This is a genomic window from Micromonospora sp. NPDC000316, assembly GCF_042898885.1.
GTDB lineage: Bacteria > Actinomycetota > Actinomycetes > Mycobacteriales > Micromonosporaceae > Micromonospora.
Map to the genome: position 1 here is coordinate 205,020 of NZ_JBIAZG010000009.1, position 24,034 is coordinate 229,053.

Consider the following 24,034-nt stretch of genomic DNA (forward strand, 5'->3'; position numbering starts at 1 on the left):
GCCGTACGACCGGACGCGGTCCACAGTGACCACGCCCGGTCGACGGCCGGGTGTGCGAGTCGTCAGGAGACGGTCGGCACCCCATTGGCGGGCGGCGCGACAGGCGGGGCCGAATACTCGGCGACCGGCCCGTCCGCCTCATCGGTTTCGTACGTCGGCCCGAAGTAGCTCTGCACTCCCCCGCTCACCCGGGTCAGCCGCTGCCCGCCGTAGCCCGAGTGGTCGTCGGCCGAGAAGCGCAGCGGCGCGATGCCCGGCCCCTGGAAGCCGCCCTTCTGCACGGCGTCGAGCACCTTCTCCCGGGTCACGTCCTTGCCCGCGGCGAGCAGCACCTGCACGAACAGGTAGCCGACCGACATGCCGTAGACGGCGTTGCCGTCGAACGGCGCGTCACCGTTGTGCTCCTTGTTGATCTTCGTGAAGAGCTGGATCCACGGGTTCGCGGTGTCGTTCTGCATCGGCAGGTAGTTGGCGCCGACCATGCCCTCCAGCAGCGGGGCCGCCTCGCCGAGCTGCTTGGCAAGGGTCGGGTGGTCGCCGCCGACGTTGGAGACCAGCCACTGCGGCTTGAAGCCCAGCCGCGCCGCCGTGCCGATGGAGAGGGCGGTGAAGCCCGGCACCGTGGCGAGCACGACGACCTGGCAGCCGGCCGCCTTGAACGCGCCGATCTGCGGCGCGACGTTCGTGTTGCTCGTGACGTAGGTCTGCTTGACCGCCACGGCGTTGGCCCCGAGCACCTTCTCCACGCCCACCAGGCTGTCGCGGCCGAAGTCGTCGTCCTGGCCCAGGAAGCAGACCTTCTGGCCGGCGTGGTTCGCCTTCACGTAGTTCGCGAGGATCTTGCCTTCCATTGTGTAGTCCGGGTTGAACCCGAACGTGCCCGGATACTTGTCGGGTTGGTCCCAGCTTCGACTGCCGGAGGCCACGAAGAGGTCGGGCACCCGGTTGCTCTTGAGGAAGTCGAGAACGCCCGTGTGCGTCGGGGTGCCGAGGCCGTTGAGGACGGCGAAGACCTTGTCCTGAAGGACGAGCTGGCGGACGACCTGCTGGGTGTTCGCCGGGTTGTAGCCGTCGTCCATGATCTTGTAGGTGATCTTCCGGCCGTGCACGCCACCGTTGGCGTTGACGTAGTCGAAGTACGCCTTCGTCGCCGGCGCGATCTTGGAGTAGCCGGCGGCGGCCGGGCCGGTGAGCGGCATGTGCGTACCGACGACGATCTCGGTGTCGGTGACACCCGGCACCGACGCCCCGCCGGAGGAGGGGCCGTCGTCGCTGCTACAGCCGGCGGCGGCGATGAGCAGGGCTATTGTGCTGGCGATCGCGAGACCACGTTGTGCCGTACGGTGCATGGGAAACACCGACCTTTCTCGGTCCGATTCTCGGGGGAACGGTGTGGTGGTGGAGCGCCCGGCCGAGGCCGGGCCGAGGACAGCTCAGGAACGCCGCGCCGGCCGCCGGGCCAGCAGGGCCCGGCCGAGGCGGGACAGCAGGCCCTGCACGCCGCCCGGCGCGACGATCATCACGACGATCAGCGTCGCGCCGAAGATCGCCAGCGGGAGGTTGCCCTCCAGCCGCTGCGCCACCGCGGGCGAGAGGGTGAACAGCTCGGTCACGGAATGGGTGAGGTCGGGCAGGGCGACCAGCAGGACGGCCCCCCACAGCGCTCCGGCGAGGCGACCGAGGCCCCCGATCACCACTGCCATCAGCAGGAACAGCGACAGGGTCAACGAGAACGCGCCGGGCGAGACGCTCTGCGCGAGCACCGCGAGCAGCGCGCCACCGAGACCGGCGGTGGCGGCGCTGACCACGAACGCGAGGACCTGGGTACGCGCCACGTGGATGCCGGCGAGGCGGGCCGCCACCTCGTCGTCGCGAACCGCCCGGAACGTCCGCCCATAGCGGCTGCGGATCAGGTTGGCCAGCAGCAACAGCGCGAGCAGGGTGGCCGCACCCGAGATCCAGAGCTGCCACCGCTCGTAGGGGAAGTACGCGCCCAGCGCCATCGGCGGGGGCTCCACAGGCACCGACAACCCCTGCTCGCCGTTGAAGATCCCGTCGAAGGTGACGGCCAGCGCCGGCACGACGACGGCCACGGCGAGGGTCACCCCGGCCAGGTAGGGCCCGCGCAGCCGGGCGGCGGCCACGCCGACCACCGCGCCGACCGCGACAGTGCTGAGCACCGCCGCGCCAAGCGAGAGCGGCAGCAGCCAGCCACCGGTCATCCCCCGGTCGAGGAACGCGGTCTGACACAACGCCACTGTGTACGCGCCGACGGCCATCAACGCGCCGTGCCCCAGCGAGAGCTGACCGTTGAGCCCGGTGAGGACGGTCAGGCCGGCGGTGGCGCAGAGATACGCCGCCACAGTGGCGAGCTGGAAGTTGCGGAACGGCTCGATGGCGTAGCTGACCGCCACCAGCGCCAGCCCCACGGCGAGCGCCACCGCGAGATGCCGCAGCAGTGTCGAGCCGCGCCGACCGTCGACCGGGCGGTCACCGACCCCCGCGGATCGCTGCTTCGGCGGCACTGCCGCCCGGGTGGCGCTCACACCCGCCTCGCAGCGACCGGGGCGAACAGCCCACCGGGCCGGACCAGCAGCACCGCCAGCAGCAGGACCAGCACCGCCAGGGGGGTGACGTCACTGCCGACGTAGCCGCTCACATAGGACAGCAGCAGACCCACCACCAATCCTCCGACAACCGCACCCGGTGGGCTGTCCAACCCACCGACCACCGCCGCCGTGAACGCCGAGACGAACACCAGGTCCATGGCGTGCGGATGCAGACCCAGCTCGGTGGGGAGGACAAGCATCGCGGCCAGCGCGCCCACGCCGGAGGCGAGCGCCCAGCCGAGCGTCAACATCCCGCCCACGTTGACACCGAGCAGGCGGGACACCTCCGGCGCGAAGGCCGCCGCCCGCATCCGCAACCCCACGGGTGTACGCGCGAACATCCACGCCAACGCGCTGACCACCACACCGATCGTGGCGAAGACGAACAGGTCGTACGGCGACAGCACGGCGAACCCGCCCACGGTGAGGGCGGACCTGCTGAACGGCGCCTCGGCGGGGCGGAACTCGTTGCCGTACACCATGCCCAGCACGGCCTGGATCAACAGCACAAGCCCGAGCGCGACGATCACCGGGTTGAGCGGTGACGCGTGGTCGACGTGCCGCATCACGACCCGGTCCACAAGGGCGCCGAGCAGCAGCCCGGCGACGATGGCGACCACGAAGCCCAACCAGTAGGAGCCGGTCGCGGCGGACACTGTGTACGCGACGTACGCGGCGGCGACGGCCATCGCTCCCTGGGCGAAGTTGACGACCCGCGCCGCCCGCCAGATGAGCACGAGGGCCAGCGCGAACGCGGCGTACACCGCGCCCCGGGACAGGCCGTCGACGGTGAGGAAGACGAAGCGGTCCAACAGTCCTCCCTTCGGAAACGAGGTGGTGGTCAGAAGCCGAGGTACGCGTGGCGCAGGTCGTCGTCGTCGCGCAGCGTGGCCGCCGGGGCGGCGATCACCACCCGGCCCAGCGACATCACCACGCCCTGGTCGGCGACGGCGAGCGCGCTGCGCACGTTCTGCTCGACAAGCAGCACGGTCAGGCCGCTCGCGTCACGCAACTGACGCAGCAGCGCCATGGTGCGGGCGACCACCCGAGGGGCCAGGCCGAGCGAGGGCTCGTCGAGCAGCAGCAGACGCGGCCGGCCGACGAGCGCCCGACCGAGTGCGAGCATCTGTCGCTCGCCTCCGGACAGTTGGTGGCCGAGGTGCCGGCGACGTCGGGCAAGCGGCTCGAAGAGCTGGTAGACCTCGTCGAGCGCGCGGCCGGCGTCCGCCCGGTCGCGCCGCCACAGCCCGCCGAGCCGCAGGTTCTCGTCGACGGTGAGTTCGCTGATCACGCCCCGCCCCTCCGGCACGTGCGCCATGCCGCGTCGGACGAGCTGCTCCACAGGCGTACCCCGCAGGTCTTCTCCGGCGAGGACGACCTGGCCGGCGGTCGGACGGATCATGCCGGAGAGGGCGCGCAGCAGTGTGGTCTTGCCGGCGCCGTTGGCGCCCACGACCGCCGCGATGGTGCCGGTCGGCACGGTGAGGTCGATGGCCTGCAACACAGGCGCGGCGCCGTAACCGGCCACCAGCCCTCGCACCACGAGCAGGTCCGGCGCGCTCACGGGATGGCACCGTCGACGGCGGCGTCCTCGACCGCGGCGCCGAGGTAGGCGTCGGTGACCGCCGGGTCGTCGCGGATCTCGTCAGGCGTCCCGGCGGCGATGACCCGGCCGAAGTCGAGCACCACGATCTCGTCGCAGACGGCCATCACCAGGTCCATGTGGTGCTCGACGAGCAGCACCGCGCACGGGTCGGCGTCGCGGCGGGGCAGTTGCCGGATCAGCTCCGCCAGCTCGGCGATGTCGTCGGCGCCGAGGCCACCGGCGGGCTCGTCGAGCAGCAGCAACCGGGGCCGCGCGGCCAGCGCGCGGGCCAGGGCGACCCGCTGGCGTACGGCGAAGGGCAGCGTGGTCGGCGCGGCGTCGGCGTGCCTGGCGATGCCCAGCTCGTCAAGGATGTCCAGGGCCTGCTGGCGCAGCCGCCGTTCGTCGCGGTCGCTGCGCGGCAGGCCGAACAGTGCGGCCGCGAAGCCCGCACGGGCGGTGTGCGAAGCGCCTGTCATGACGTTCTCCGCGACGGTGAGCCCGGCGAAGAGCCCGGTCCCCTGCAGGGTCCGGGCGATGCCGAGCCGGGTCAGGCCGTGCGGCCGTGGTCGCAGCGGCCGACCGTCCAGTGTGAGCGAACCCGTCTCCGGCGTCACGAAACCGCAGATCACGTTGAACAGCGTGGTCTTGCCGGCGCCGTTGGGCCCGATCACGCCCACCACCCGGTTGGGTGGCACCCGCAGCGAGACGTCGTCGAGGGCGGTGAGGCCGCCGAAACGGACGCCGATGTGGTGCAGTTCGAGCCCGCGTTCCATCACCCATCCCTCGCGTCGTGGCGGGGTGTTATTTACACTCGCAGTGTACGTTTCTCGGGTACGGCGTCAATACCTTCGATGCCCCCGACCAGCACGCCGTCGGGCCGGCACGCGACCGGGGCGGCCACCAGCGGTGGCCGCCCCGGTTTGACGCGCTCAGTAGCTGGGGCAGGTGTTGCGGTACTCCTGGATCTGCGAGCCGCTCGGGCCCGGGCAGAGGAACTGCTCGTAGCGGGTGTCGTCGTCGACGAACCGCTTCAGCCAGGCCACCATCTGCCGCGCGGTAGGCGTGTTCGTCGTCTGCGGGAAGAAGTGGCTCGCCCCGTTCAACTCCAGGTACGCCTTCTCGGCGGAGGCCGGGATGCTGTTGTAGAACGGCACCGAGTGCGACGAGACCGGCGCGACCGAGTCGCTCTCGCCACCGATGATCAGCGTCGGCACCCGCAGCTCGGACCAGCTCTTGTCCAGGTTCCACGGTGCCAGCGGCACGGCGGCCTGCAACGACGGCCGCGACGAGGCCGCCTCCAGGCTGCCCCCGCCACCCATCGAGTGACCGGCCACCGCCAGTCGGCTGCTGTCGATCCGACTCCGCACCGAGCTGCGCTCGGTGAGGTAGTCGAGGGCGGCGAGCAACTGCCGGCCCCGGCTGGCCGGCTGGTCGAGCCGGGTGTTGGTCTCGATGCCGATCACCACGAAGCCGTGCGAGGCGATCCGCGGGCCGAGCCAGCTGATGCTGGACCAGGAGGCCGTGTAGCCGGGCGAGATGGCGATGGCGCCGAAGGTGCCCTCGCTGGTGCTTGTCGGGTAGTAGATGACGCCGCCGCCGAAGCCGGTGACGCTCAGCGAGGAGACGCTCTGCGAGGCGGTGGTGAAGGGGCCGCGGCTGGCCTCCAGGATCGCGGTGGTCGGGGCGGGGCCCCGCTCGTACGGGCTCGCCGCCTGGGCGGCACCGGAGGGTCCGGCCAGGACGCCGCCGGCGACGAGGGTGGCGGCCAGCGCGAACCGGACGGCTCGGGCTGCCACGGAACGGGGACGGGTGGTGGTTGGTGACGACACGTCGGGCACTCCCTAGAGTCGAGCGATATCGACGTCCGTCAGTGTTGGCCCCTACCCGCACCCCCGGCATCGGCGAAATCACCAGTCCCGCCCACCGCTGTTGTGTTTTGACCCCCTGACCTGGGGTAGCAGGGCAGACGCCCGCTCGTAAGCGCTCAGTGGAGGGGTTCCGTTCCTGTGGATGCCAGTAAGCCCGCCGAGGCGGTCAAGAACGCCGTGAAGACCGCCTCAGACAAGATCGCCGATGCCCTGACGCCGGAGGTGCCCGGCGCGCCCGGCAGCGCGACGCCGACCGTCGGCGAGCCGACGACGCCCCGCGACCCGCTCCCACCCAAACCGGAACAGGGTGCGCCACAGACCCGTACGCCCACGGGCGCGCAGACCGGCGTGCCGAAGACCGCGAAGGGTCAGCAGGGCGCGTACCTCACCACGGCCAACGGGGCACGGCTGCGCGACACCGACCACTCGCTCAAGGCCGGGCCGCGAGGGCCGATCCTGCTCCAGGACCACCACTTCCGCGAGAAGATCACGCACTTCGATCACGAACGGATCCCGGAGCGTGTGGTGCACGCCCGGGGCGCAGGTGCGCACGGCCTGTTCACCGCGTACGGCACCGCCGAGGCCCTCACCCGGGCCGGCTTCCTCAAGAAGGGCCGGGAGACCGAGGTCTTCGTCCGGTTCTCCACAGTCCTCGGCTCGCGCGGTTCGGCCGACACGGTCCGCGACACCCGTGGCTTCGCGACGAAGTTCTATACCGACGAGGGCACCTTCGACCTGGTCGGCAACAACATCCCGGTGTTCTTCATCCAGGACGCCATCAAGTTCCCCGACATCATCCACGCCGGCAAGCCACACCCGGACCGGGAGATCCCGCAGGCGCAGAGCGCCCACGACACCTTCTGGGACTTCGTCTCACTGCACACCGAGGCACAGCACCACGCCCTGTGGAACATGTCCGACCGGGGCATCCCGCGCTCGTACCGGACCATGGAGGGGTTCGGTGTGCACACCTTCCGCCTCGTCAACGAGGCCGGGGAGACGGCGCTTGCCAAGTTCCACTGGAAGCCGAAGCTCGGCGTGCACTCCCTGGACTGGGAGGAGGCGCAGATGCTCAGCGGCATGGACCCGGACTTCCACCGCCGCGACCTCTACGACGCCATCGAGGCCGGCGCGTTCCCCGAGTGGGAGCTGGGCATCCAGGTCTTCCCCGACACCCCCGAGGAGACCTTCGCCGGGATCGACCTGCTGGACCCGACGAAGATCGTGCCGGAGGAACTCGCGCCGGTGCAGCCCGTCGGTCGGCTCGTCCTCAACCGGACGCCTACCAACTTCTTCGCCGAGACCGAGCAGGTCGCCTTCCACCTCGGCCACCTGCCGCCGGGCATCGACGTCACGAACGACCCGCTGTTGCAGGGCCGGCTCTTCTCGTACGTCGACACGCAGCTCACCCGGCTGGGCGGGCCGAACTTCACGCAGATCCCGATCAACCGGCCGCACGCCGCCGTCAACGACATGCTGCGCGACGGCTTCCACCAGCACGCCATTCACGCCGGGGTCGCGCCGTACCGGCCGAACTCCCTCGACGGCGGCAACCCGTTCCCGGCCGGCGACGCCGAGCACGCGTTCCTGGACGTGCCGGTGACTGTGGCGCAGGCACCCAAGGTGCGGGCGAACCCGGTCTCCTTCGACGACCACTACAGCCAGGCACGCCTGTTCTGGCTGAGCATGTCGCCCGTCGAGAAGGAACACATCATCCGGGCGTACACCTTCGAGCTGGGCAAGTGCTACCACCAGGCGATCAAGGAGCGTCAGCTCCAGTGCCTGGCCAACATCGACCCGGTGCTGTGCGAGCAGGTCGCCACAGGCCTCGGCCTGCCCGCGCCGCAGCCGACGGTGCCGCTTGCCGACGTCACGCCGAGCCCCGCGTTGTCGCAGGTCGGCCAGGAGTGGCCGGCCGACGGGCGGATGGTCGGCATCGTCGTCGACCCGGCCGGTGACCTCGACGGCGTCGACGACGTCCGGCGGGCCGTGTTCGCGGCCGGCATGGTGCCGCTGCTCATCGCCCCGCACGGCGGCCTGGTTGGCGACCTGCCCGTACAGCGGACCTTCGCCACCGGCCGGTCGGTCGAGCTGGACGCGCTCCTGCTCGCCGGTGCACCGGCTCCCGCACCGGACGCGCTGCCCGCCCGCGACGCCAAGGCCGGCAAGCCGGGCCCGGCGGCCGTCGACCCGCGCGTGCTGCTGCTGGTCGAGGAGTGCTGGCGGCACGCCAAGGCCATCGGCGCCTGGGGTGCCGGCGTCACCGTCCTGGAGCAGGCCGGGGTGGCCGGCACCGCTGGCATCGTGTCGGCGGGCTCCGGCCCCGAGGCGCTGACGGCAGTGCAGCGGCTGGTGGCCGCACACCGGGTGTGGGAGAGGTTCCCCGCCTCGGTCGCCTGACCCGACCCACCAGGGGCTGCCCTCCGCATTGCGCGGAGGGCAGCCCTCGTTTCCGGATCAGCCGAGGTCGGCCAGCCGGGGCACCACCTCGTCGCCGAGGCGCTTGGCGAACTCCACCGGGTGCCGGTCCGGCGTGACCTGCACCTCGGTGACGCCGAGCGCTGCATAGTCGGCGACCTCGGCGAGGAACGCGTCGACATCGTCCAACGGTGACCGGTTGGCGACCACCGTCTTGGCGATGCTGTCGTAGTCGCGACCCTCGGCGGCGCAGTGCTCACGCAGCACGTCCAGCTTGCGCGCCACCTCGCCGCTGCCTTCGGCCGTGCCGAACAGGTTGCAGGCGTCGGCGTACCGGGCCACCAGGAGCAGGGTCTTCTTCTCGCCGCCACCGCCGATCATGATGGGCGGGCGGGGACGGCTCAACGGCTGCGGCGAGTTGATCGTCTCGGCGAGCCGGTAGTGCCGCCCCTCGAACGGCCCGTTGTCGTCGCTCCACATCTGCAGGCAGATACGCAGTGTCTCCTCCAGCCGCTCGAACCGCTCCGCGACCGGCACCACCGGCACGCCGAGGCCGCGCTGCTCCCGCTCGTACCAGGACGCCCCGATGCCGAGGCGGGCGCGACCGCCGGACAGCACGTCGAGGGTCGTCACGGTCTTGGCGAGCAGACCCGGATACCGGTACATCACGCCTGTGACAAGCACGCCCAGCGTCATCCGCTGGGTCTTCGCCGCGACGTAACCAAGCGTCGTGTACGCCTCCAGCATCGGCTCCTCAGCCGGGGCCATCGCGTCCATCTGGAAGAAATGGTCCATCACGGTGAACGACGCGACGCCTGCCTGTTCGGCGGTGGTGGCCGCCTGCGCCAGCGTCGGCGCGATCGTGGCCGGGTCGGCCGGGGTCGAGAAACTCCAGTAGTGCAGACCAAGCTTCATCTCGGCACCTCCGGAGCGAGCCTAGTGGCCCGCCGCGTCGCCGGCACGGCTGTCGACGGTGCCCGCGAGCCGGGTCCGGCGACGTCCATTACCGGTTCATGACATTTCGTGGATCACGCGCGGATATCGCGCTGGCAGCTTCTGGTCTGTGACACCACCGACCGTCTCCCGGCCCGCCGAGCACCGGCCCGACGCGCCGCGTGCCCGATTCCGCCACCGCAGGCCCGGAGCGCTGGCCGCGTCCGCCCCGGCGGCGTCGGGTCGCGCGCAGTGGGCCGACGCGGCGAAGGGCGTCTGCATCATCCTCGTCGTCCTGTGGCACGTCGTCGTCAAGGACTACCTGCAGATCGACTGGCGGCTCGGCGTACCCGTGCCGGGCCTGTGGGGTGCGCTCGGCGAGCAGTTCCTGCCGCTGCGGATGCCCCTGTTCTTCACCATCTCCGGGCTCTTCGCGGCGAACGCCGTCGCACGGCCCTGGCGGAGTGTCGCCCGCAGCCGCGTCGCCGGGTTCCTCTACCTGTACGCCCTGTGGCTGCTGATCCACACAGTGGTCCTCGCAGTGGCGCCGGGCTTCCCCACCGACCGTGCCACCTCCGCCCTCGGGCTGCTGGAACAGCTCACGATCACCCCGTCCAACCTGTGGTACCTGTACGCCCTGGCGCTCTACTTCACCCTCGCCAAGGTGCTCCGGCGGGCGCCCCGGACGCTGGTGCTCGTACCCGCGGCGCTGTTGTCGGCGGTCACCGCGGCAGGCCTGCTCGACACCCCCGGCAACCGCGCCGGCCTCTACCAGAACCTGATCTTCTTCCTCGCCGGCCTGCACCTGCGCCCGCAGATCGAACGGTGGGCCGCGACCGCCACCCGACGCCGCCTCGCGCTGACCTCGGGGGCGTACGCCGTCGCGCTCGCCGCGATGGCGGCGGCCGGCGCGCAGCGGTGGTTCGGCGTGTGGCCGGCCGTCTCCGTCGTGGCGGTGGCCTTCGGCATCACCGCCGCCGCCCGGTTGTGCAGGTGGCGTGCCCTGAGCGACCGGCTGGCCGTCCTCGGACGCATCACCCTGCCCGTCTACGTCATCCACATGCCGGTCCTGGCGCTGCTGCACCGGCTGCTGCACGGGCCGATCTCCGGGCTCGACGAGGCCCACCAGGCCTCGGTGGTGCTCGGCTATCCGATCCTGCTGACCGGGCTCGTCATCGGCCTCAGCCTGGCCCTCCACCGCGCGCTGCTGGCGATGCGCGCCCGCTGGCTGTTCGCCCTCCCCGGCCCCCGCCACGCGACGGCCCCGCGCGAAGCACGCACGGACGCCGCCCCGCGCGAAGCACGCACGGATGCCGCCCCGCACCGGGCATGCACCGAGACCGCCTCGCGCGGCGCACGCGCCGAGGCCGTCCCGCAGGGCGTCCGCGCGGAGGTCGCCGGATGAGCGCGTTGGCCGAGGCGGTGGTCGACCTCGGGGCGATCGCCGACAACGTGCGCACCGTCGCGGCGGTCACCGACACCGCCCTGATGGCCGTGGTGAAGGCGGACGGGTTCGGCCACGGCGCGGTGCCCGTCGCGCGGGCCGCGCTGGACGCCGGCGCCCGGTGGCTGGGCGTGACCTCGGCGGCCGAGGCGCTGGCCCTGCGCGGCGCGGGCATCACCGCGCCGACGCTGAGCTGGCTGCACCGCCCGGACGACGACTTCGCCGCGTTGATCAGCGCGGGTGTCGACGTCGGCGTGTCGACGACCACCCACCTGCACGCGATAGTCGACGCGGCCCACCAGGTCGGCGTGCCGGCGACGGTACAGCTCAAGGTCGACACCGGGTTGTCCCGCAACGGAGCAAGCGGCGACGACTGGCCCGACCTGGTGGCGTGGGCCCGCAAGTACGAGGTCGAGGGCGGGGTCCAGGTTCGCGGCGTGTGGTCGCACCTGGCCGACGCGGACACCCCTGGCAGTCCCGGCCTGCCCCACCAGGTGGCGACGTTCGAGGAGGCACTGCGGGTCGCACGGCACGCCGGCCTCTCCCCCGACCTCGTGCACCTGGCCAACTCGGCGGCGGCACTGTCGGCACCCCGGACCCGCTTCGACCTCTGCCGGATCGGGCTCGCCCTCTACGGCGTGGACCCGTTCGGCGCGGACGGGCCAGGCGAGTTCGGGCTGCGGCCCGCCATGACCCTGCGGACCACCGTGATCAACGTGAAACGGGTGCCCGCCGGCACCGGCGTGTCCTACGGCCCGGAGTACGTGACCGCGCGGCCGACGACGTTGGCGCTGCTGCCGCTCGGTTACGCCGATGGCCTTCCCCGGGCCACCGAGGGGCGCGCCGAGGTGTGGCTCGGCGGTCGACGCCTGCCGATCGTCGGCCGCGTCGCCATGGACCAGTGCGTGGTCGACGCCGGCGCGGCACCCGTGGCGATCGGAGACCCGGTAGTGGTGTTCGGCCCCTCGACCGGGGACGGCAGGGCCGGCCGGCACGGCATCGCCACCACTGGCGACCCGGCCGCGCCGACCGTCACCGAGTGGGCGCGGTGGGCCGGCACCAACCCGCACGAGATCTTGACCGGCGTCGGGGCCCGGGTGGGCCGCGACCACCTCCACGAAAGGGCAGGCAACTCATGACCACACGACTGGCAGTGCTGTACGGCGGGCGCAGCGGCGAACACGCGGTGTCACGCCGGTCGGGCGAGAGCATCCTGGCCGGGCTGGACCGCGAGCGTTACCAGGTGACCGAGGTGCTCATCGGCGCCGACGGTGAGTGGCACGTCGACGGCCATCCGACGCCGCTGCCCCAGGCCCTGCGAGTGGTACGCGCCCAGGACGTGGTGTTCCCGGCTCTGCACGGCCCGTACGGCGAGGACGGCACTGTCGCGTCGCTGCTGGAGTGGCTCGGCGTGCCGTACGTGGGCAACGGTGTGTTCGCCAGCGCGGCGGGCATGGACAAGGGCGTCACCAAGCGGCTCCTCGCCGCGGAGGGTCTGCGGGTCAGCCCCGGGGTGACCCTGCGGCCAGGGGAGGACCTGTCGCCGGCCGACCGACGACGACTGGGTCTGCCGGTCTTCGTCAAGCCGGCACGGGCCGGATCCAGCCTCGGCGTCGTCAAGGTGACGGACTGGGCGAGCCTGCCGGCCGCGCTGGAGCGGGCCCGCGCACACGACCCGAAGGTGCTCGTCGAGCAGGGCGCGAATGGGTCGGGAGATCGACGTGGCCGTGCTGCAACACCCCGACGGTCGGGTGCAGGCCGGGCCGCCCCTGGAGATCCGAGTGGCCGGCGCCGGCTTCTTCGACTACGACGCGAAGTACGACGGAGGGGCGGTCTTCGAGATCCCCGCTCCGCTCGACGCCGCCACCACCGACGTGCTTCAGGACCGCGCGATCCGCGCCTTCGACGCCCTCGACTGTCGAGGGCTGCTGCGGGTCGACTTCTTCCTTGCCGGCGAGGGCGCGGAGCCGATCGTGAACGAGGTCAACACCTTCCCCGGTTTCACTGTCGCGTCGCAGTTCCCGCAGATCTGGCAGCGGGCCGGCATCGGCTTCCCCGCTCTGCTCGACATCCTGATCGACAGCGCGCTCGCCGGTGCGGGCCAGCGCTCGATCGGCGGGCTGCCCCGGGCGGTAAGCGTGGCGTGAGCGGCCATCGCCCCCGTCACGCCAGCGCCATCGCCCCCGTCACGCCAGCGGGCAGGCCTGGGCCGGGCGGGTGCCGTCCGGCCCGACCAGTGTGACAGGGACGAAGAACTGCCCCTGGCCAGCGGCTGTCGCGGCATCGACAGCGGTGCACACGATCTGGTCGACGGCGAGAGGCGACAGCGACCGCACGGCACCCGTCAACCTCACGGTGAGGCCGTCGGTCGTCGGTCCCACAGTGGCCGGCGTGACACCTGCCGGCACCTCGCTGGTGAGCCCCACACGCCGCTCGGCATCGCTGGGGCCCTGCGCGAGCATGGCGAGCACCTCGGCCGGCGGGGGCGACGACGGCGACGGCGTCTTCGTCGGTCTGATCGCCAACGCGACCTGCCCGTCCGCGATCAGGTAGACCCCGACGCTGCCGGACTGGCCGGTCACCGCGGGGCGGCCGTTGATGACGTCGGTGGGCAGGACCCCGCAGCCCGTGGCGAGCAGTGCGAGCAGGAGCCCGACCGCGAGCAGCTGGGCTCGACGGCCGCTCACCGTACGCCTCCGTCGTCTGTCGTGTCCGACGCCAGGCGGGGCAGGCGGAGCGTGAACACCGCGCCGCCGTTCGGGCCGTTGCCGGCAACGAGGCTTCCCGGCTGGCCGTCGTGGCGATGCAGACGCGCGTTCTCCCAGGCGATGGCGAGGCCGAGGCCACTGCCCTCGGATCGGGTCCGCGCGGTGTCGGCCTTGTAGAGGCGGTCGAAGACGTGCGGCAGCACCTGTGCGTCCAATCCCGGGCCCTGGTCGCTGACCTCGATCGTGATCCAGTCCTGGTCGGCGCTCAGGCGTACGGACACCGGCTCGGCGCCGTGGCGGAAGGCGTTTCCGACCAGGTTGGCGACGATGACGTCGAGCCGACGCGGGTCGACACGCGCGACCACGCCCGGCGGCAGCTCCGCCCGCACCCGCTCGGACCAGCCCCGCACCCGCAGGGTCGCGGTGACCGCCGCGGCCACATCGACGTCGTCGAGGGCGAGCCGCGCCGTGCCCGAGTCGAACCTGCTGACCTCGATGAGGTCGTTTACCAGTTGGGTGAGGCTCTGCGTCTCCTGACTGACCAGCCGGGCGGCCCGGCCGGCGTCCCCCGGCAGCCGGTCCGCCTCCTCGTCGAGCACGTCGGTGACCGCCGTCATCGCGGCCAGCGGCGTGCGGAGTTCGTGCGACACGTCGGCGACGAAGCGCCGGGCGTCGGCCTCCATCCGCCGCAGCTCACCGACCTGCCGCTCCAGTCTCCCGGCGGTGTCGTTGAAGGTCCGCGCCACGTCGGCCATCTCGTCCACGCCCCGGACGGTCAGCCGGGTGGACAGGTCGCCCTCGCCGAGCCGCCGGGCCGCCCGACCCAACTCGCGTACGGGCCGCAGCACGCCCCGCGAGGCCAGCAGGGCCAGTAGGACCGCGAGGATCAGGGAGAGCCCGCCGGTCCACCACGCGCGGGTGGCGAGCTGGTCGATGCTCTGCTGCTCGGAGACGAGGCTGCGCACCGAGTAGACCTCCAGCCCGGACGGCACGGAGGTGCCCTCGGAGCGCTCGATCCGCAGCTGGGTGCCGATGAGCAGCACGGGCACCCCGCCGCGGATGGCGCGTTGCCAGGCGATTCGCCCGTTTCCGACCGCCTCCCGCAGCTCCGGGGTGAGCAGGTCGGTCACCTCGTGGCCCGACGACCACAGGTCCCGGTAGCGGACCAGCACGGCCTCGTCGCGGTCGGCGAGGCTCTGGGCCAGTACGTCGAGATCCTGCTGGTTGGACGGCGGGTTGAGGATCGGGTAGGCCTTCGCGATCTGGTCGGTCAACGACGCCACCGCCGCGTCCTGCGCCTGCTGGAGGATCACGGTACGGGCCTGGACGTAGCTACCGCTCGCCACCACCGCCGTGGTGGTGACGCCCAGCAGGGCGAACGCCAGAATCAGTCTGATCCGCAGGCCCGAAGCCCTGGTGCCGAGCCGGCGCCACGGTGTCACAGCGGCCCGAATCGGTAGCCGAATCCGCGGACCGTCTGGATGAAGACAGGCGCCGACGGCTCGTCCTCGATCTTCGCGCGCAGCCGCTGCACGCAGGCGTCCACCAGGCGCGAGTCGCCGAGGTAGCCGTGCTCCCACACGGCCTCCAGCAGCTGCTGACGGCTGAGCACCTGCCCCGGCGTGTGGGACAGTTCGAGCAGCAACCGCAGTTCGGTCGGGGCGAGGCTGACGGGCGTCCCGTCCTTGCTGACCACAAGTGCAGCTCGGTCGATGGTCAGGGCGCCGTGCTGATGCAGGCCGGGCCATTCGCCGTCGGCGCGCCTCGGCTCGACAGCCGTCCGGCGCAGCACCGCACGGATGCGGGCCTCCAGCACCCGGGGCTGCACCGGCTTGACCACGTAGTCGTCGGCGCCGGCCTCCAGGCCCGCCACCACGTCCATGTCGTCATTGCGGGCGGTGAGCATGATGATCGGCAGATCGCCGAGTTGCCGGATCCGGCGACAGACCTCGAACCCGTCCATGCCGGGCAGCATGAGGTCGAGAACCACGACATCTGCCCCGCGCAGCCGTTGCAGCCCCTGCTCGCCTGTCGCCACGGCGTCCACCGTGTGGCCCTGTCGCGTCAGCGCCAGTTGCAACCCGTCGCGGACCGTCTGGTGATCTTCGATCAGCAGGACCTGGGACATGCCACCAAGTATCCCATCACGGAAATACCTCGCTAATCACCGATGTCGGTATGCGTCATGTCAGGAGGTGCGGACGCGAGCGTCCCGGTTGTCCGCCGCGCGCTCCGCGCGCCCGGCGGATGTGTCGGCGGGCGCGCGGCTGCCGCGAAATCCGCCGACCGCACCAGGAACACCGCAGCGCCCACCACCAGCATCGTCAGCCCGAGCGCCGCCACGATTGCCAGCAACGGACCCCGCCGCACCGACGCGGCCAGATCGGGCGCCACCGCCATCGACGCCCAGACCAGGACGACAAGCCCCACCGCGCCCTCGGCCAATCGGCCCGCGACACCGCCGCCGTCCAGCCGGTCGGGCGACCGGAGCGCGGTGCCGCCGGGCCGGGCCGCCAGGGCGGCGGCGGCCAGGCAGAACAGCGTCGCGCTCAGCAGGACGCCGCCGAGCACGTCGCTGAAACGGTGCCAGCCCGCGATCATGGTGGCCGCGCCGATCACCGACACGCCCGCCGTGCCCGGCAGCGCCAGCCACCGTCGGGCCCATCCGGGCAGGACCAGCATGTACGCCAGCAGCAGGGCCGCCGCGACCGCGACATGACCGCTGGGGAAGCTGTTGTGGGTGGTCGAGCTCTGGATCGCCAGATCCGGGCGAGGCAGCGCCGACTTCGCCGCGCCGGACACCAGGACCGCGCCGACGACCAGGGCGGCACCCACGACGCCGGCCAGCAGCCGCCGGCCGAGCAGACCCACCAGCAGCAGTCCGCCGAGCAGCGCCGCCAGCAGGAACGGGTCGCCGAAGGTCGCCAACACTGCCTTTGCCGGCTCCACCAGGTCGGTCTGCTGCTCGTAACCCCCACCCCGCTCGGCGCGCGGCAGGAGCAGTCCGTCCACCCACTGACCGGGGTACGTCCACACGAACAGCACGCCGGTCAGCCCCAGCGCGAGCAGGAAGCACACGGCCGCGCCGAGCAGCCGAAGGCCGAGGGGCGCGGCCACGCGGCCGGGCGGCATCGGTCGCACGGCAGTCGGCGTCGGCAGCGTGGAGACGACCGACGACCGGCCGACGGGGTACGACGATCGAAGCGACATGCCAGTCATCGTCTGTCCGCCAGGTCCGGAATCCGTCCGTGCTGTGTCCTGGTTCTGTCACAACCGCAGGCGACTTTGCGGGAAGAATCGGGCGATCCCGCCGGAAGGACAGCACGCGCAGAGGCCGGTGCCGCCCAACCGACCGTGGCGGTACGGCCTGAAAGCCATTCACATGCTTACATGCAACTATGTTTTACCCAGCCGAGACGCGCCGCCACTAGGGTCGAGACGTCGATCAATGTTTCGGTCGGCGGCACGAAACCATCCGGAGTGAGTGTGGGCAACCGGAAGGGGTGGGGGCATGCAGGGGGTTCCGGTCGCATCGCTGGTCATCGGCATCGCGTCGTCGCCGGCCGAACGCCGGCAGTTGGCTCGGCTGCTCGGCGGGAGCGACGCGTTCCTGATCGTCTCGAACGTCGACCAGGCGCGCGAGTTTCTCGGGGTGGTCGAGATGCCACCGGTCGCCGCGCTGCCGGCACAAACGGTACGCGCCGACGTGGTGCCGACCGTTCGCGCCGACGTGGTGCCGAGCGCGCGCGCCGACGTGGTGCCGGCAGCGCAGCCGCCTCCACCCGACCTGGCCGTCGACTCCGACCGTCGCGTCCTGCGCTGGCGCGACCAGGAGATCGACCTGACCCGGCTGGAGCACGACGTCCTGCTCTGCCTGGTCGACGCACCCGGGCAGGTCTGGACCTACGAGCGGCTGCACCTTGAGGTGTGGGGCAACAGGCACCTCGGGCGGGGGTCCGACATGCACTCGGTCGTGCGGCGGGTCCGCCGCAAGCTCGCCCGACTCGACGCCGCGGCCACGATCGACGCGGTCCGCGGGGTCGGCTTCCGGCTCGCCACCGTCTGAGGCGCCGCACCCAGCAGACCGGCCCGGCAGCACCGCCGCGCGGCGGTGCTGCCGTGGTGCCGTGCTGCGGCGCTGAGCTGATCGATCCGGAGCACCGCCGCCGAGACGATCCGGCCCGCCTGGTCGGTGACCAGGCGGGCCGGATTTGTGCACTACCGCTCAGGCGTCAGCACCGGATCGGAGACAACCCGAAGTTCTCCACAGTGGGAGTGGTGGTGTCGATCTTCGCCTTGCGGGTCTGGGGCTTCCAGCCGTCCTTGGCGACGATCATCGTGAGCGGGTTGTTGCGACGGTCCATCCAGTAGGCGTACTTGCCTGCCGCGTCGGTCGCGAACGTGAACGACATCGCCCACGAGTCGACCTGGACCACCGCGCCGGAGATCGGCGAGGTCGCACCCTGGCAGCTGGTGCCGGTCACCGTACCCATCAGCTTGCCCCAGGTCTTCGGGGGCGTCGCCGTCATGGTCACCTCGACAGGTGCCACCGAGTACGGCGTGTTCTCCTTGATCGCTACCGCACCGGAGTAGGTGCCCGGCTGGTCCACGTTCGCCGTCATCCCGACGGTGACCGTGACCTTCGCACCCGGTGCGAGGGTGACCGACGACTTGTCGATCGTCATCCAGCTGACGTCGGCCGCCGCCTCGGCGCAGCCCTCGAAGCCCGGCAGTACCTCACTGTCGGCAGCGGCGCTGAAGCTGCCCGACGAGCCGCCGATCTTGTAGAAGCCACACGCCGCGCCGCCCCGGTATCGGGCGGTGTTGGCGTTCGGCAGGTTGGACCACGAGCTGGTGGCCGGGTCGAAGGCGAAGCCGGCGTTGCTGATGGCCCCACCCTGCGAACCGCCCACCACGAGGAGCTTGCCGCTTGCCACGGCGTACGAGCTGGCCCAGTTGTCGACCGGCGCGTCCGCGATGGCGGTCCAGGTGTTGGCACCTGGGTCGAAGGCGTAGCTGGCCTTCTGCGCGACGGACCCGTCGTTACCGCCGGTGCAGTAGACGACCCCGTCGATCCCGCCGCAGGAGGCGAACGCCACCGACTTCGGGTAGTTGGCGAGCGTCTCCCAGGCGTTGCTGGCCGGGTCGTACCGGACGACCGAGTTCGACATCGGCAGGCAGCCGGCGGTGGTGCAGCCACCGATGGCGTACAGCTTGCCGTCGACGACCGCCTGCCCGGCCGCAGCCCGCGGCGCCGGGTTGGCGGCCCGTTCGGTCCAGGTGTTCGCCGCCGGGTCGTAGGACCAGGTGGTGCTGGCCGGGCCGTCCGCGCCCCAGCCGCCCGATGCGATGATCTTCCCGTCCACGACGCCCACCGTCAGGGCGTTGCGCGCGGCGGGAAGGTCGGCGACCGCCGTCCAGGTCTGCGCGGTCGGGTCGTAGGCGTAGTTCTTCGTGGTGGAGGCGCTGCCGTCGCCACCGCCGATCGAGTACACCTTGCCGTCCAGGGTCACCACCCGGTTGTCCATGATGTTGGCCGGGTAGTCGGCGATGTCCGTCCACGGCGCGGCCTGCGGGCCGACCGCGGGGGCGGTCACCGTCGGTGCCATGCCGGACGCCTTCGCGGCGAACGACGTCGGGACGTTGAGCCGTTGCGCCGGCGCACCGGCGGCACCGAGCACCTGCTGCCGGGTCACCCGGGATCCGTCCGCCCGCAGCAACTCGAAGCCGTTGTCACGCTCACTGAAGCCGACCTCGACGGGCGCGCCGCCGGTGTTGGTCACGGTGAACTTCTTGTTGGTCTTGCCACCGGGCATCTGGAGCGTCGCGTCCAACTCGGTGGGTGTCACCGACAGTTGGCCCGCCGCGAGGGCGAAGTTCGTGGCGGTCGCCCAGTCGGGCTCGACGTCGACCTGCTTGCTCTGGCTGGTGTAGTTGCCGGCCGAGGCGGTGAACTTGTGCGTGCCGGTGAGCGTCGAGTAGATCCAGTAGAAGCCGTCGGCCAGCCCCGGGTCGTCCGGGGTCGCCACGGTGACGGCCTTCTCGCTGGGCCGGTCGTTGCTGGTGACGGTCGCGCCGTTGATGTAGCTGTCGTCGTTCTTGTCGCGGACGTTGCCGACGACCAGACCGCCGTCGACAGGCACACAGGTGACCTGGCTGCCGATCAGGACGTTGTCGACCTCCCACCACCACTCGTACGAGGCCTCGTAGTAGCGGAAGCGCACCTGGACCTGCGCCTTGTCGGCGGCCTGCGGGATGGGGATCTCGGTGACCCTCGGCCCGCGGACGTCGGTCCGCTGACGGAGCACGTTCGCCCAGGTGGTGCCACCGTCGATGCTGAGGTCGACGTCGGCGGTGTCCAGGTCCAACTGGTTGAAGTCCTGGTTGAACCGGATGACCGGGGCGGTGACGCCGGTCAGGTTGACCACCGGGCTGACAAGCGAGGTGTCCTGGCGGTTGCCCGCACCGTACGCGTCACTGTCGATCATCGCGAAGTTGCCGGAACCGCCGGTCAGGTTGCCCCGCCTGCCGTCGTCGGTGAACTTCCAGACCTGGCCGCTGCCCGCGTTGTCCACGACGGTCCAGCCGGCCGGCGTGGTCGTGCCGTCGAACGTCTCGTACTCGCCGTCGGCGCCGAACTCGTAGCCGGGCGCCGTCGTGCACCTTGTGGTGTCCACCGGCACCGCGACGTTAGTGGTCACGTTCCGCGTGCCGACCACTACCGTCTTGGTGACGGTCTGGTAGCCCGGGTACTGCGGCTCGTACTTCAGGGTGTAGGTCTGCCCGGCGGGCAACGAGATGGTGTAGCGACCGTTGGACGGCGTGGTGTAGTCGTAGACGCCCGACACGCCGGTCACGGTCACCTTGGCGTACAACGGCCAGCCGTGCCCGGAGCCATCGGTGACGGCACCTGTGATGTTGACGCTCGCCACCGCCGTCAGTGCGACGTCGAGCGTCGTGGTGACCCGGTTGGTGATCGTCGCCGACTTCGTGGTGGAGCCGTATCCGAACGCGGAGACGGCGACCTGGTAGGTGCCGGTCGGGAGCTGCGTCGAGTACGTCCCGTCGGCCCCGGTGGTCACCTCCCGCGCGGTCGGGCCGGTGAGGGTCAGGGTCGCGCCGGCGATCGGGGAGCCGGTGGCCGCGTCGGTGACCGTGCCGGCGAGGGTGCCGACGTCACCTGTCGGTGCGGCGTCGAGCAGCGCGAGGGCGTCCAGCCGGCCCTCGCCGTAGACGTTGTTGTCCGCCTCGGTGCCACCGCACTGGCTGTCGGCCTTGTCGATGGCGGCGCCGTTGAGCAGAGCGCGGGTCGCGTCGACGTCACCGACGAGCGACGGTGCGGCCGAGTACAGCAGCGCGATCGCGCCCGCGAGGTGCGGTGCGGCCATCGAGGTGCCGCTGATGCTCGCGTAGGAGCTGCCCGGGATGCTCGACCGGACGTTCACGCCCGGCGCGGAGATGTTCGGCTTGATCTCGCCGTTCTGCCCGGCGCCCCGGGAGGAGAAGCCCGCGATGTTGTTGTTGACGTCGTACGCGCCGGTGGAGTAGTTGCTGACGAGGCTGCCCGGCGACCCGCTGGTCTGGCAGGCGGACCCGCTGTTGCCGTTGGACCAGACACCGAAGATGCCCGACGCGGTCCAGGCCAGCGTCACGTCCTCCATGAAGGGCTCGTTCGACGGCAGCCGGGTGCCCCAGGAGTTGTTGATGATGTTCGGCCGCTTGCTGGCGTCCGGGTTCTGGCCGCCGAGGTCAGTCGGTTCGAGCATCCACTGACCGGATTCGATCAGGGCGGCATCGCTGGGGCAGCAGCCGTTCGCGGCGATCCACTTGACCCCGGGCGCGACACCGATCTGGTTCGCGCCGGCGGAGCCCGCCATGGTGCCCATGGTGTGCGTGCCGTGGCCATCGTTGTCACAGGGCGCGGCCGCGCAGGTGCCGGCGGCGTCGAACCAGTTGTAGTTGTGGTCGAACGTCCCGTCGCCGTTGTTGCCGCGGTAGGAGTTGACAAGCGCGGGGTGGTCGAACTGCACGCCGGTGTCGATGTTGGCGATGGTGATGCCCTCGCCGGTGACGCCGTACTGGGACCAGACGTCGTCGGCGTTGATGTTGGCGATGCCCCACTCGAGGGCGTTCACGGTCTTCTCGTCGGCGCCCTTGACGGTCTCGGGCACCTTGTACTCGACCGGGGCGTAGAGACCCTCGACCTCGCTGTAGGTGGCGAACTTCTGCACCATCGCCAGCGAGCCGCTGTTCACCTTTATGGCGTTCGTGGCCCAGAAGGTCTGGTATTTAGCACCTGAGCTGTCGAGGTCGGCCCGGATCTTGCCCTGGCTCGCGTCGGCGGTCTTTCGCAGCGCCTCGGCGACCGCCGCGCCGCGCTTCGTCCAGTCCTTGATGCTGCTGGCCTTGCTGAGGTCCGCCCGGTCCTTGAACCGGATCCAGAAGTCCCCTGCGCTCTTGGCCTGGAGCTGCTTGGCGAGGTCTGGTCTGATCTTGTCGCCCGCGGCGATGCCCGACCCCATCTGGCCGGGCGCTGCCTGGGCGCTCGAGCCGATGGCGGCCAGGCCTGTGGCGGCGAGGATAACCGCCGCGCTGGCGCTCACCAGTGATCTAGCTGTGCGTCTCCGTTGTGGACGTCTGAACATCGGTGCTGCCTCCCTCAGAACGACCCAGGGGTGTTGTGGGCCATGGTGAGGGTGCGGTTGGTTCGCCGCCGTGCCGAGCTGACGAACCCCTTCATGCCCCTCCATGCACCGCGCGGGTCACGCCGGTTGCCCGAGTGGACACTATGATCGAGAGGAACAGACGATCAAGAACTTGCCGTGAGCAACTTGTCGCTAACGGTTGCCCTGCTGGCGGTGCGCTTGCCAATCACTGTCAGGATCATGACGAGAGCTGGGCAGAAATGCCCATCTATCCCGGGCGGGTGTGGTGGCCGAGGACGATGAAGCTGCGGTGGGCGGGGCGGCTGCGAGCGACGAGCCGTTCCCACTCCTGATCGCGGTGACCCCGTCGGCGACCGAGCGGATCCGGCTCGCGGAACGTCTCGAGGGCATCGCGCCACTGCTGCTGGTGGCCGACCTCGACGAGCTGCGCCGGCTGATCGGGTCGCCGCAGCCGGCCGGGCCGCCCGACGAGTCACCGGCCGGGCCGACGCCCACCGTGGTGGCCGACCTCACCCTGGTCATCGACTCGGCCCGGTCCACCGCACGGTACGGGGCCCGCGAGGTCGACCTCACCCGGTTGGAACGCGCCCTGCTCACCTGCCTGACCACCGAGCCGGTCCGGGTGTGGAGCTACGCCGAGCTGCACCGGTCGGTCTGGCACGACGAGGGGCGCGAGCGTAAGGCCGACGTGCAGTCCCTTGTGAAGCGCCTGCGGCGCAAACTGCTCGACCTCGGCACCGCCACGACGATCGAGGCGGTGCGCGGCGTCGGCCTGCTGCTCACCGACCGGCAGGAGCCTCGGATCGGGCGCGCCTGACGCCTGCCTGATGTGGGCAGCCTCGCAGCGGCCCCGGGGACAACCGTGCTGCCGAACTGGTGCTCGGCTCGAACGCCCCGGTGCCGCCGTCAGATCAGCCCGGCGCGTTCCCACAGCAGCCGACCCGGCCCGGCCACCAGACCGGCGTCGGCGAGGTGGCCGTGCACCCGGGCCGCCGACCAGCGCAGGGTGGCCCGCCAGTGCGGGTTGGCGCGGGCCGCTGCCCGGCCCACCTGCGGCGGGATGCCCACTGCCGCGTAGGCGCTCGGGTGGACGAGGCGGTTGGCGATCGTATAGGCGGCGCGACCGATCAGCAGTCGGGCGTACGCCATCCCGACCGGGCCGGCGGCGGCGACCTGGCGGACCAACTCGTCGCGGGCGAACCGGACGTGTCGCGCCTCCTCCACGACGTGGATGCGCGAGACCATCCGGATCAGCGGTTGCAGCGACTCGTCGGCCATGATCTCGCGCTGGAACGCGTCGAGGATCTCCTCGGCGATGAGGATCGCGGCGTACATCCGGGGGCCGCTTGCGGTGGCCTTGAGGAAACGGCCGAGCCAGTGGTCGACCGGGCTCGCCCGGTAGACGGGGCAGCCCGTCGCCTCGATCAGCCGACCGAACATGATCGAGTGCCGGCACTCGTCGGCGACCTCGGTCAGCGCGTACTGGGCGTGCCGGCTGGTGGGGTCGTCGTCGTAGTACTGCCGGATCAGCATCTGCATGAGGATCGTCTCGAACCACAGCCCGGCGCTGGCGGCGCTCGCCACCTCGTGCTTGGTGAGCTCGACGCGCTGTTCCTCGCTGAGGCCGGACCAGAGTGGAGTGCCGTAGAGGCTGCTGCGGTGCGGCGGGAGCCAGTAGGCGCCCGGGGCGTGCGGTGCGTCCCAGTCGATCTCGACAACCGGGTCGTAGCTGGTCCGCAGCGACGACGTGAGCAGTCGCTCGGCAAGCGCCGTACCCTCGGGTTCCGTCGTCTCCATGGT

Annotated in this window: 18 protein-coding genes and 1 pseudogene; 6 read left to right on the plus strand and 13 right to left on the minus strand. The window is 71.3% G+C overall.

Annotated elements, in window-relative coordinates; genetic code table 11:
* Positions 1-62 precede the first annotated feature (62 nt).
* From ACFY2Q_RS19510 to ACFY2Q_RS19535, 6 genes are all read right to left on the minus strand, one after another.
* Positions 63-1,349: an ABC transporter substrate-binding protein gene (locus ACFY2Q_RS19510; protein ID WP_387131991.1), complete on the minus strand. Its 1,287-nt coding sequence runs from the start codon at positions 1,347-1,349 to the stop codon at positions 63-65.
* 84 nt (positions 1,350-1,433) lie between these two features.
* A complete protein-coding gene (locus ACFY2Q_RS19515; RefSeq protein ID WP_387131993.1) occupies positions 1,434-2,546 on the minus strand; it encodes a branched-chain amino acid ABC transporter permease in 1,113 nt (370 codons plus the stop codon).
* A complete protein-coding gene (locus tag ACFY2Q_RS19520) occupies positions 2,543-3,421 on the minus strand; it encodes a branched-chain amino acid ABC transporter permease (protein WP_387131995.1) in 879 nt (292 codons plus the stop codon). The genes ACFY2Q_RS19515 and ACFY2Q_RS19520 overlap by 4 nt, the downstream gene beginning before the upstream one ends.
* A gap of 29 nt (positions 3,422-3,450) precedes the next feature.
* Positions 3,451-4,173 carry an ABC transporter ATP-binding protein gene (locus tag ACFY2Q_RS19525; RefSeq protein WP_387131998.1) on the minus strand — a complete coding sequence of 241 codons (723 nt, stop codon included), beginning with the start codon at positions 4,171-4,173 and terminating at the stop codon, positions 3,451-3,453.
* Positions 4,170-4,970 (minus strand): ABC transporter ATP-binding protein, encoded by an 801-nt coding sequence (locus ACFY2Q_RS19530; RefSeq protein WP_387132001.1) that lies wholly within the window; start codon positions 4,968-4,970, stop codon positions 4,170-4,172. Before ACFY2Q_RS19530 ends, ACFY2Q_RS19525 begins: the two co-directional genes overlap by 4 nt.
* Positions 4,971-5,126: 156 nt before the next feature.
* On the minus strand, positions 5,127-6,026 hold the full coding sequence (locus ACFY2Q_RS19535) for an alpha/beta hydrolase family protein (RefSeq protein WP_387132004.1): 900 nt from the start codon (positions 6,024-6,026) through the stop codon (positions 5,127-5,129).
* 177 nt (positions 6,027-6,203) lie between these two features.
* Between ACFY2Q_RS19535 and ACFY2Q_RS19540 the strand changes: the two genes are divergently transcribed.
* Entirely contained in the window at positions 6,204-8,465 is a 2,262-nt protein-coding gene (locus tag ACFY2Q_RS19540) for a catalase (RefSeq protein ID WP_387132007.1), read from the plus strand.
* A 57-nt stretch (positions 8,466-8,522) separates the two neighbouring features.
* Here ACFY2Q_RS19540 and ACFY2Q_RS19545 read toward each other — a convergent pair whose 3' ends face one another.
* Entirely contained in the window at positions 8,523-9,398 is an 876-nt protein-coding gene (locus ACFY2Q_RS19545) for an LLM class F420-dependent oxidoreductase (protein ID WP_387132010.1), read from the minus strand.
* A gap of 148 nt (positions 9,399-9,546) precedes the next feature.
* On the opposite strand from ACFY2Q_RS19545, the gene ACFY2Q_RS19550 reads away from it, so the two are divergent.
* From ACFY2Q_RS19550 to ACFY2Q_RS19560, 3 genes and pseudogenes are all read left to right on the plus strand, one after another.
* Complete coding sequence (locus ACFY2Q_RS19550) at positions 9,547-10,821, plus strand: acyltransferase family protein (protein WP_387132013.1); 1,275 nt, start codon at positions 9,547-9,549, stop codon at positions 10,819-10,821.
* On the plus strand, positions 10,818-11,999 hold the full coding sequence (gene alr / locus ACFY2Q_RS19555; protein WP_387132015.1) for an alanine racemase: 1,182 nt from the start codon (positions 10,818-10,820) through the stop codon (positions 11,997-11,999). The genes ACFY2Q_RS19550 and alr overlap by 4 nt, the downstream gene beginning before the upstream one ends.
* Positions 11,996-13,007, plus strand: a pseudogene (locus ACFY2Q_RS19560) (D-alanine--D-alanine ligase family protein). Before alr ends, ACFY2Q_RS19560 begins: the two are co-directional and overlap by 4 nt.
* A 39-nt stretch (positions 13,008-13,046) precedes the next feature.
* Here ACFY2Q_RS19560 and ACFY2Q_RS19565 read toward each other — a convergent pair.
* The 4 genes from ACFY2Q_RS19565 to ACFY2Q_RS19580 are packed head-to-tail and all read right to left on the minus strand — an operon-like array spanning position 13,047 to position 16,778.
* Positions 13,047-13,547, minus strand: coding sequence for a hypothetical protein (locus tag ACFY2Q_RS19565; RefSeq protein ID WP_387132017.1), 501 nt, complete (start codon positions 13,545-13,547; stop codon positions 13,047-13,049).
* Positions 13,544-15,010 (minus strand): ATP-binding protein, encoded by a 1,467-nt coding sequence (locus ACFY2Q_RS19570; RefSeq protein WP_387132020.1) that lies wholly within the window; start codon positions 15,008-15,010, stop codon positions 13,544-13,546. Before ACFY2Q_RS19570 ends, ACFY2Q_RS19565 begins: the two co-directional genes overlap by 4 nt.
* Positions 15,007-15,696 carry a response regulator gene (locus ACFY2Q_RS19575; RefSeq protein WP_387132022.1) on the minus strand — a complete coding sequence of 230 codons (690 nt, stop codon included), beginning with the start codon at positions 15,694-15,696 and terminating at the stop codon, positions 15,007-15,009. The genes ACFY2Q_RS19570 and ACFY2Q_RS19575 overlap by 4 nt, the downstream gene beginning before the upstream one ends.
* A 32-nt stretch (positions 15,697-15,728) precedes the next feature.
* On the minus strand, positions 15,729-16,778 hold the full coding sequence (locus tag ACFY2Q_RS19580) for a phosphatase PAP2 family protein (protein ID WP_387132025.1): 1,050 nt from the start codon (positions 16,776-16,778) through the stop codon (positions 15,729-15,731).
* Between the two features lie 301 nt (positions 16,779-17,079).
* Here ACFY2Q_RS19580 and ACFY2Q_RS19585 point away from each other — a divergent pair, with 301 nt between their 5' ends.
* Positions 17,080-17,634 carry a winged helix-turn-helix domain-containing protein gene (locus tag ACFY2Q_RS19585; protein ID WP_387132028.1) on the plus strand — a complete coding sequence of 185 codons (555 nt, stop codon included), beginning with the start codon at positions 17,080-17,082 and terminating at the stop codon, positions 17,632-17,634.
* A gap of 166 nt (positions 17,635-17,800) precedes the next feature.
* On the opposite strand, the gene ACFY2Q_RS19590 is transcribed toward ACFY2Q_RS19585, so the two are convergent.
* Positions 17,801-22,171, minus strand: coding sequence for a S8 family serine peptidase (locus ACFY2Q_RS19590; RefSeq protein ID WP_387132030.1), 4,371 nt, complete (start codon positions 22,169-22,171; stop codon positions 17,801-17,803).
* 328 nt (positions 22,172-22,499) lie between these two features.
* Here ACFY2Q_RS19590 and ACFY2Q_RS19595 point away from each other — a divergent pair, with 328 nt between their 5' ends.
* Complete coding sequence (locus ACFY2Q_RS19595; RefSeq protein ID WP_387132032.1) at positions 22,500-23,051, plus strand: winged helix-turn-helix domain-containing protein; 552 nt, start codon at positions 22,500-22,502, stop codon at positions 23,049-23,051.
* An 89-nt stretch (positions 23,052-23,140) separates the two neighbouring features.
* Here ACFY2Q_RS19595 and ACFY2Q_RS19600 read toward each other — a convergent pair whose 3' ends face one another.
* Positions 23,141-24,031 (minus strand): diiron oxygenase, encoded by an 891-nt coding sequence (locus tag ACFY2Q_RS19600; protein WP_387132034.1) that lies wholly within the window; start codon positions 24,029-24,031, stop codon positions 23,141-23,143.
* Positions 24,032-24,034 lie beyond the last annotated feature (3 nt).